The organism is Pseudomonas sp. CF161 (genome assembly GCF_000416215.1).
Classification (GTDB): domain Bacteria; phylum Pseudomonadota; class Gammaproteobacteria; order Pseudomonadales; family Pseudomonadaceae; genus Aquipseudomonas.
On the sequence record NZ_ATLP01000022.1, the window covers coordinates 1 to 7,789 of the forward strand.

General features: G+C 66.6%; 10 protein-coding genes. 5 read left to right on the forward strand and 5 right to left on the reverse strand.

Features of this window, described 5'->3' with window-relative positions; all coding sequences use genetic code 11:
- From CF161_RS00230 to CF161_RS00235, 3 genes are all read right to left on the reverse strand, one after another.
- Positions 1 to 536, reverse strand: a 536-nt coding sequence (locus CF161_RS00230; protein WP_020294511.1) for an alcohol dehydrogenase catalytic domain-containing protein, incomplete at its 3' end; no start/stop codon positions are given.
- Between the two features lie 30 nt (positions 537 to 566).
- Entirely contained in the window at positions 567 to 740 is a 174-nt protein-coding gene (locus CF161_RS31870; protein WP_020294512.1) for a DUF1427 family protein, read from the reverse strand.
- A 160-nt stretch (positions 741 to 900) separates the two neighbouring features.
- Complete coding sequence (locus tag CF161_RS00235; protein WP_020294513.1) at positions 901 to 1,686, reverse strand: helix-turn-helix domain-containing protein; 786 nt, start codon at positions 1,684 to 1,686, stop codon at positions 901 to 903.
- 225 nt (positions 1,687 to 1,911) lie between these two features.
- On the opposite strand from CF161_RS00235, the gene CF161_RS00240 reads away from it, so the two are divergent.
- Positions 1,912 to 2,139 carry a DUF6555 family protein gene (locus CF161_RS00240; RefSeq protein WP_020294514.1) on the forward strand — a complete coding sequence of 76 codons (228 nt, stop codon included), beginning with the start codon at positions 1,912 to 1,914 and terminating at the stop codon, positions 2,137 to 2,139.
- 85 nt (positions 2,140 to 2,224) lie between these two features.
- On the opposite strand, the gene CF161_RS00245 is transcribed toward CF161_RS00240, so the two are convergent.
- The gene (locus CF161_RS00245) at positions 2,225 to 2,398 is read right to left on the reverse strand and encodes a metallothionein (RefSeq protein WP_020294515.1); all 174 of its coding nucleotides are present in this window, start codon (positions 2,396 to 2,398) and stop codon (positions 2,225 to 2,227) included.
- 175 nt (positions 2,399 to 2,573) lie between these two features.
- On the opposite strand from CF161_RS00245, the gene CF161_RS00250 reads away from it, so the two are divergent.
- Positions 2,574 to 3,767 carry an MFS transporter gene (locus CF161_RS00250; protein ID WP_020294516.1) on the forward strand — a complete coding sequence of 398 codons (1,194 nt, stop codon included), beginning with the start codon at positions 2,574 to 2,576 and terminating at the stop codon, positions 3,765 to 3,767.
- Here the strand turns inward: CF161_RS00250 and glcC are convergent, their stop codons facing one another.
- The gene (glcC, locus tag CF161_RS00255; RefSeq protein ID WP_020294517.1) at positions 3,768 to 4,535 is read right to left on the reverse strand and encodes a transcriptional regulator GlcC; all 768 of its coding nucleotides are present in this window, start codon (positions 4,533 to 4,535) and stop codon (positions 3,768 to 3,770) included.
- 233 nt (positions 4,536 to 4,768) lie between these two features.
- Between glcC and glcD the strand changes: the two genes are divergently transcribed.
- From glcD to CF161_RS00270, 3 genes are all read left to right on the forward strand, one after another.
- Positions 4,769 to 6,268: a glycolate oxidase subunit GlcD gene (gene glcD, locus CF161_RS00260; protein WP_020294518.1), complete on the forward strand. Its 1,500-nt coding sequence runs from the start codon at positions 4,769 to 4,771 to the stop codon at positions 6,266 to 6,268.
- Positions 6,268 to 7,332 carry a glycolate oxidase subunit GlcE gene (glcE, locus tag CF161_RS00265; protein WP_020294519.1) on the forward strand — a complete coding sequence of 355 codons (1,065 nt, stop codon included), beginning with the start codon at positions 6,268 to 6,270 and terminating at the stop codon, positions 7,330 to 7,332. The genes glcD and glcE overlap by 1 nt, the downstream gene beginning before the upstream one ends.
- Before the next feature lie 3 nt (positions 7,333 to 7,335).
- The coding region (locus CF161_RS00270; RefSeq protein WP_020294520.1) for a 4Fe-4S dicluster domain-containing protein at positions 7,336 to 7,789 on the forward strand (454 nt) is incomplete at its 3' end.

Below are 7,789 nucleotides of genomic sequence, written 5' to 3' on the forward strand. Positions count from 1 at the left end.
AGCGCCTCGGCCTGCTCGGGTCGACGCACCGCCGCCAGCACCTGGGCACCGCTGACCTTGGCCAGGGCCAGGGCCGCAGTGGCCACGGCACCGCCGCCGATCACCAGCAGCCGCGTACCCGAGCCCACCTGGCTGCGTTGCAGGGCATCCCAGGCCGTGGTGTAGGGCACCCCCAGGCTGGCGGCCTGGGCAAAACTCAGGTGCCGGGGTTTAGGCGCCACGCCCTGGGCCGACAGCACCACGTACTCGGCATGGCAGCCGTCGGCGAAAAAGCCCAGCTCCTTGCCGGTGCCCCAGACTTCCTGCCCCAGCAGCGCCTGCGGCCCGTCCACCACCACCCCGGCAAAATCGCGCCCGGGGATGCGCGGCAAAGTGGTGTAGGGAAAGCGCCCCAGCACGTTCTTCACATCACTGGGGTTGAGGCCCGCCGCCTTGATCTGCACCAATACCTGCCCGGCGCCCGGCACCGGGGTCGGCACCTCGACCGATTGCAGCGCCGCGAGGTCACCGGTACGGGAAAATTGCAGTGCTTTCATAAGTGTCTTCATCCAACTGAGTAAGGGGTTTCAGGACCACCAGCCACTGAGCCACTGCCGCCCGATGGGCCACAGTTGCTCCCCGGCCAGCATGCCGAGCAGGCCCACCAGGGCGATGGCCGGAGGTGCCGGAGAACGAACGTTCAGGGCGCCATAGAGCAAGCCGACGCCCAGGCCGATGGCCAGGGAAATGAGGTAACTCATGACAGACTCCATGGGGGGCGGGAGTGATTGGGCATGCCGCGAGTGTAGGCAGGTGCCGCCCGGGCGATCGGTCAAGGGCTTCTGAATTTCGGCCAAGATCAGGCGCGACACCAGGTCGATGCTCGGCCATCGACCGGGCCCATGCCCTGCCCCGGCGCTGTCAGCGCGCTGCGCGCAGGCCCTGCTCCGCGCCGTACTGCGACGGCGCCACCCCCAGCTCGCGGCGGAACATGTCGCTGAAGCTGCTGGGGGAATAGCCCAACGCCCGGGCGATGCTGCCGATCGGCACCCCCTGGATCAGCTCGGCGGCGGCCGTGGCCAGTTGCACCTGGCGTCGCCACTGCGCAAAGCCCATGCCCAGGCCGTCCTTGAACAGCCGGGCCAGGGTGCGCACGCTGGCCCCGGCCGCATCGGCGTGCTGCTCGAAGGAAATAGCCAGGGACGGTGCGGCCATCACCGCCTGGCACAGGTTCATCAGCCGTCGCTCGCCACCGTCCGGCAGGGGGATTTTCAGCTGCGAACGCCGGGCCCGGCGCAGCTCCAGCAGGGCCAGCCCCACCAGCGCCTCGTAGTACTCCGGCTGCGGCTGATCCTGTTCGACCAGGCGCACGATCAGCTCGCGCAGCAGGTTATCCACTTGCAACACCTGGACCTGGCTGTCCAGCGTCGCCGCCAGGGACGGGCGCAGGTAGATATTGCGCATCTGCAGGTCGCTGACCACACGAATGCCGTGGGGCACCCCCGGTGGCAACCACACTGCGCGCTGGGGCGGCACCACCAATGCCTCGTTGGGGGTCTCGACCCACATCACCCCGCTCATGGCGTACAGCAGCTGGCCCCAGACATGCTGGTGCGGCTCGATAAACAACCCGCGCGGGTAGGTGCGCGCCAGAGGTTGCACCGGCACATCGGTATCGCTGAGGTCGGGGGGCGTGGCAAGGGCCATGACAAGGCACGTGATTGATCGAGGGGTGGCCATGGTAACCAGCCGCTCCGGGCGCCGCCAGCGCCGGCCGATCCACCCGAACGGGGCCCTGTGCACTGCGCGCCGAACCCGTTCGAATGAATCGGCGGCAAGGGCTCTACCGCTGGTGCCGCCGCCGGGCAATCGGAGTGAATTATTTGCGCCACGCAGGATCACTTAAGCATCACAGGGAGAATTAATGGCTTTATGAACAACGCAAAACTTTTCGTCATCGAATACACCCTGCACGGCACGCCGAAGTCTTTCATCATCCGCCTGGACAAGATGGACAACGCCGAAGCCTGGCATTGGGCAAGCTGCGATGCAGGGGTCGGCCGGATCGGGCGTTTCGGCCGCGAGCAGGTGAAAAAAACCAGCAAGCCGCTGGCGGAGAAATTCGGCATCGAAAACGTGACGTGGCGCCCGTCAGTCTGAACCTCAGGCCTGATTCAGACCCAACAGCTTCATCACGCCAGGCGTTGCCAGCGGAGCCCTACCCGGCTCCGCCTGTCATTGGCCGTCAGCCCTCCCCGGAACCCTCGGCACATTTGCAGCCCTCGGTCGATGCGCAGGGCTGGCCCTGGGCATGGTGCTCGGCGCAGCCTTCGCAGCAGTAGTGCTTGCCCTGATGGAAGATGGCATTGGCGCCGACTTTGCATTTGCAGCTCGGGCAGGCACAGGTCTGATCATTCATGGTGTGACTCCTTTGGCAGTGGTCGTCAGGGCGCAGGGTTTTTGTGCCCCTGAAACAGTGACTGCCTGGGGTGAAAGCAAGTTCCGGGAACTTGATGCCCGCCCAAGCTCAAGCAACCCGGCTCGGCGCCGGCTAAGATAGCCGCCCCACCGCCCCGCCCCGACAGGACGTCACCATGCGCAAGGAATACCTGGCCTTTTTCAGCTCGCTGTTTGTCTCGCGGCTGGCGGATCAGATTCTGCTGTTCCTGGTGCCGCTGATTGTGTTCCAGAGCACCGGCAGCGCCGCCTGGGCCGGCCTGGCGTTTTTCATTGAATCACTGCCGCGCTACCTGGCCTTTCCGGTGTGCGGCGCCCTCTGCGACAAATACTCACCGGTCAAGGTGCTGCACATCAGCCAGGTCTACCGGGCCCTGGCCTGTGTGCTGGCGATGGCGCTGTACGGGGTCTTCGGCGGGATCGGCTGGGTGATCGCACTCTCGGCGCTGTGCGGGGTGCTGACCACCCAGGGCCTGATGGCCCGGGAAGTGCTGTTGCCGCACATCTTCAGTGATTACAGCTACACCAAAACCCTGTCCTACTCGCAGATTGCCGATCAGGCCGGCCTGGTGCTCGGGCCCCTGGTGGCCGCGCTGCTGCTGGAATTGTGCGCCTGGCACTGGGTGGTGCTGTGGGTGGCCGGGCTGTTCCTGCTGGCCGACCTGGGGATGCGGGTGTGGCAGCGCCACAACCACACCCCCCTGGAAAGCTTCGACCAGCACCGGGATATCTGGCTGCAACCGCTGCGCATCGCCTTGCGCCATATTGGCGAACAGCCGCGACTGCAGAAAATCATCACCCTGGCGGTCGGGGTCAACCTGATCATCGGCGTGACCCTGGCCACCTCGGCGGCCATGGTCATCGGCCAGTACAGCGCCAGCAAAGATGACTACGCCAGCCTGCAAGCGGTCGGCGCGCTGGTGACCATCGGCATCCTGCTGTTGCTCGCCCGCGTCACCCTGCCATTGCGGGTGCTGGGGCTGGTGGCCTACCTGATGATTGGCGGCGGAGCCTTTATCTGCGCCCTGAGCCCGGGGCTGTCGGGCTATGTGCTGGGTTTTTTGCTGATTGTGGGCTTCGACAAAATGTTCAATGTCTACATCCGCAGCCTGCGCCAGCAAGTGATTCCGACCCGGGACTTCGGCAAGACCGTGGGCGTGCTGACCCTGCTCAACAATCTGTCCCAACCCCTGGCCGGTTTGCTGGTGGCGCTATTGGCCACGCCCTGGGGCACGCAACGGGTGATCCTGGCCCTGGCCGGGCTCTGTGCGCTGATCGGCCTCGGCGCGCTGTGGCGCTTTGGCGGCGTTGCCAGGCCTGAGCGGGGCTGATCAGTCCCAGCCCTCCAGGCGCAAGGTGGCGCGCACCAGGCGCTGCTCTTCGTTTTCGATTTCCCGCAGGTTGTCGCAAATGCTCTGGATATGGGCCACCGCCGCCTTGCGCGCCTGTTCGGGCAGGCGCCCGGTCACGGCGTTGTAGAGCCGCGCATGCTGGCGATCGATCTGGCGTTTCTGCACATCGCGGTGATAGAGGTTGTTGACCGAGGCGAACACCGAGCTCAGCAGCAGATCGGTCAATGACGCCAGGGTCTGCACCAGCACCGGGTTATGGGAGGCCTCGCAGATCGCCAGGTGGAAGGCATGGTCGAGCCGGGCCTGGGCCGAGGCCTCCAGCGTCTGCTCGCGGGCCTCGACCAGGGCCTGATAGGCACGGCCGATCAACACAAAATCGGCCTCGGTGCCGCGCAGTGCCGCCAGGCGCGCCGACTCGCCTTCCAGCAGGCTGCGCACCTCGAACAGGTCATACAGGGTGCGCGGCTGGGAGCTGAACAGGTGCATCAACGGCGAGGCCGGGCCCTGCCCCGACAAGTCCGCGACGAATGAGCCCTTGCCCTGGGCGGTGTCGATAATGCCCCGCGCCCGCAGCAGTTGCAGGCCTTCACGCAAGGCGGTGCGCGAGACGCCGAGTTTTTCCGTCAGCCGCCGCTCCGAGGGTAAGCGCTGCCCGGTCTTGAGCACGCCGTCGACGATCAGGCGCTCGATGCGCTGGCACACCACGTCTGCGACATGGGGTTGGTGCGGGGTATGGCGGGCGCTCATGGGTTCTCCAACTGGTATGACCAGTAGCGACCGGTAAACCCCGGCCATTGACTGGGCGATTCAAGCCATTGAAATGCCTGGTTTTAAGTCGATCCTCAGGCAATCACCGCTGCACAAACTGGTTCGAACACCCTGGCGCCCGATGGACAGTAAAGCCCGCCGGGCCAATGATGCAAGGCAGCCGTTGCGAACAACGCGCCCTAATAAAAACAACTAAGGGTCATTAGCCGCCCATGAATATTCTCTACGACGAACGCGTCGACGGTGCCCTGCCGACGGTGGACAAAGCCGCACTGCTCAAGACCCTGCAAGCGCGCTTGCCGGACCTGGAACTGCTGCACCAACTGGAAGAACTGCGCCCCTACGAGTGCGACGGGCTCTCGGCGTATCGCACCACGCCGATGCTGGTGGCCCTGCCGCGCCACCTCGACCAGGTGCAGACCCTGTTGCAGATCTGCCATGAGTGGCGGGTTCCGGTGGTGGCACGCGGCGCTGGCACCGGGTTGTCCGGCGGTGCCCTGCCCCTGGAAAAAGGCCTGCTGCTGGTGATGGCGCGTTTCAACGCGATCTTGCACATCGACCCGGCCGCCCGCAGCGCCCGGGTCCAGCCGGGGGTGCGCAACCTGGCAATCTCCCAGGCGGCGGCGCCCTTTGGCCTGTATTACGCGCCCGACCCGTCGTCGCAGATCGCCTGTTCCATCGGCGGCAACGTTGCGGAAAACGCCGGTGGCGTGCACTGCCTGAAATACGGGCTGACGGTGCACAACCTGCTGCAGGTGGAAGTGCTGACGGTCGAGGGCGAGCGCCTGACCCTGGGCAGCGAGGCCCTGGACTCCCCGGGGTTCGACCTGCTGGCGCTGTTTACCGGGTCCGAAGGCATGCTCGGGGTGATCACCGAGGTCACGGTCAAGTTGCTGCCCAAGCCGCAGATCGCCAAGGTGCTGCTGGCGGCGTTCGACTCGGTGGAAAAGGCCGGCGCCGCGGTGGCCGACATCATCGCCGCGGGCATCATCCCCGGCGGCCTGGAGATGATGGACAACCTGGCGCTGCGCGCCGCCGAAGACTTTATCCACGCCGGCTACCCGGTGGAGGCCGAGGCCATTCTGCTGTGCGAACTGGACGGTGTGGAAGCCGATGTGCACGACGACTGCGAGCGGGTGCGGGCCGTGCTGGAACGCGCCGGCGCCACCGAGGTGCGCCAGGCCCGGGACGAAGCCGAACGCGTGCGCTTCTGGGCCGGGCGCAAGAACGCGTTCCCGGCGGTGGGCCGGCTGTCACCGGATTACTACTGCATGGACGGCACCATCCCCCGCCGCGAACTGCCCGGGGTGCTCAAGGGCATTGCCGCGCTGGCCGCCGAGTACCAGTTGCGGGTGGCCAACGTGTTCCATGCCGGCGACGGCAATATGCACCCGCTGATTCTGTTCGATGCCAACCAGCCCGGCGAACTGGACCGCGCCGAAGCCCTGGGGGGCAAGATCCTCGAACTGTGCGTCAAGGTCGGCGGCAGCATCACCGGCGAACACGGGGTCGGCCGGGAAAAAATCAACCAGATGTGCGCCCAGTTCAACAGCGACGAGTTGACCCTGTTCCACGCGGTCAAGGCCGCCTTCGACCCTGGCGGTTTGCTCAACCCGGGCAAGAACATCCCGACCCTGCATCGCTGCGCCGAATTCGGCGCGATGCATGTGCACCTGGGACAACTGCCCTTCCCTGAACTGGAGCGTTTCTGATGAGCGAGCCACAGAACGTCGACGCCAGCGCCAGCTTGCTGGAACAGGTCAACCAGGCCCTGCTGCACCGCACACCGCTGCGGATCCAGGGCGGCAACAGCAAGGCCGGCCTGGGGCGCCCCAGCGAAGGCCAGGTGCTCGACACCCGCGCCCATCGCGGCATCGTCAGCTACGACCCGACCGAACTGGTGATCACCGTCCGCGCCGGCACTCCTTTGCACGAGCTGCACGCCGCGCTGGAGAGCACCGGGCAGATGCTGCCCTGCGAGCCGCCGAGCCTGGGGGCCGAGGCCACGGTGGGCGGCATGGTCGCCGCCGGGTTGTCCGGGCCACGGCGGCCGTGGTCGGGTTCGGTGCGCGACTTTGTGCTCGGGACCCGGGTCATCACCGGCACCGGCAAGCACCTGCGCTTTGGCGGCGAGGTGATGAAAAACGTCGCCGGCTACGACCTTTCGCGCTTGCTCGCCGGCAGCTTCGGCTGCCTCGGCCTGCTCACTGAAGTCTCGCTGAAGGTCCTGCCCAAGCCCCGGCAGTGCCTGAGCCTGGCCCTGGAAATGGACAGCGCCCGGGCCTTGGCCAGGCTCGCCGAATGGGGCCAGCAGCCACTGCCGATCAGTGCCGCCAGCCACGATGGCCAGCGCCTGCACCTGCGGCTGGAGGGCGGCGCCGGATCGGTGGCGGCGGCCCATGAGCGTCTGGGCGGCGAGCCATTGACGTCCGTCTACTGGAGCGATCTGAACGAACAGCGCCTGGCATTTTTTGCCCAGGCACTGCCGCTGTGGCGCCTGTCGCTGCCGACCAACACCGGCCCCCTGGACCTGCCCGGCGCGCAGTTGATCGATTGGGCCGGGGCCCAGCGCTGGCTCAAGTCCGACGCCAGCGCCGAACAGATCCGCGCCCGGGTCCAGGCCGTCGGCGGGCATGCCACCTGCTACCGCCCGGGGCTGATCGACAGCCCGTTCCAGCCGCTGGCGCCGACCCTGCTGCGCTATCACCGGCAACTCAAGGCACAACTGGACCCGCAAGGGATTTTCAACCCGGGCCGACTGTACGCGGAGCTTTGAACCATGCAGACCACCTTGAGCGACCAGGCGCGGCAACTGCCCCGCGCCGCAGAGGCCGAACGCATCCTGCGCAGTTGCGTGCATTGCGGTTTCTGCAACGCCACCTGCCCGACCTATCAGCTGCTGGGGGATGAACTGGATGGCCCGCGCGGGCGGATCTACCTGATCAAGCAGGTGCTCGAAGGCCAGCCGGCAACGGTCAAGACCCAGCAGCACCTGGACCGCTGCCTGTCGTGCCGCAACTGTGAAACCACCTGCCCCTCCGGGGTCGACTACCACAACCTGCTGGACATCGGCCGCGCGCTGGTGGACGCCACGGTGCCGCGCCCGCTGGGCCAGCGCCTGCTGCGCATGGGGCTGAAGGCGCTGGTGCCCAACCCGCAGCTGTTCAAGGCCCTGGTCAACAGCGGCGAACGCTTGCGCCCGCTGCTGCCCCAGGCCCTGCAAGGCAAGCTGC